Source organism: Flavobacterium koreense (assembly GCF_054776075.1).
Genome location: NZ_BAAHCF010000023.1, coordinates 1 through 906 on the forward strand (window position 1 = coordinate 1; position 906 = coordinate 906).

Annotated in this window: 1 protein-coding gene; it reads left to right on the top strand. The window is 38.3% G+C overall.

Annotated elements, in window-relative coordinates:
- On the top strand, positions 1 to 906 hold a 906-nt coding region (locus tag ACYU7A_RS08060), incomplete at both ends, for an HYR-like domain-containing protein (RefSeq protein WP_460575589.1).

Below are 906 nucleotides of genomic sequence, written 5' to 3' on the forward strand. Positions count from 1 at the left end.
TTACAACAAACGGACAATGTGCAGGAAGTTACTCAGTAACTAGAACTTGGACAGCTACAGACGCTTGTGGCAACGCATCAACTGCATCTCAAACAATCAATGTAACGGATACAACTGCACCAGTTATTGCAGCATTACCAGCGTCAAGTACAATTTCTTGTCCAGCAACGCCAAGTTTTGCAACAGCTACAGCTACAGACGCTTGTGGAAGTACATTCACATTAACATTCAATGATGTTACAACAAACGGACAATGTGCAGGAAGTTATTCTGTAACAAGAACATGGACAGCAACAGACGCTTGTGGCAACGCATCAACAGCATCACAAACTATCAATGTAACAGATACAACAGCTCCAGTTATTACTACTCAAGCTTCTAACTTAATTGTTGAATGTGATGGTAGTGGAAATCAAACAGCTATTACGAATTGGTTGCAAACCAATGGAGGTGCAGTTGCCAATGATTTATGTTCTGATGTAACTTGGACAAATAATTTTAACTCTTTATCAAATGACTGTTCAACAGCAGTTACAGTAGTATTTACTGCAACAGATGCTTGTGGAAACTTTATTTCAACATCTGGTACTTTTACAGTTCAAGACATTACTGCACCAGTTGTTCCAGTAGCTCCTCAGCCATTGCAAGTTTCTTGTGCTTCAGAGGTACCAACTGCTTTACCTTTAACGGCAATAGATAATTGTTCAGGAAATGTTACGTCTCAAGCATTAGATTCTATTGTTCCAGGACAATGTCCTAATTCATTTATAATTACTAGAACATGGACTTTTACAGATGCTTGTAATAATTCATCTAATGTTTCGCAAACAATAACTGTTCAAGATACAACAGCTCCAAGTTTCGTAGAAGCTTTACCAGCTAATGTAACAGTAGAATGTTCAGCAG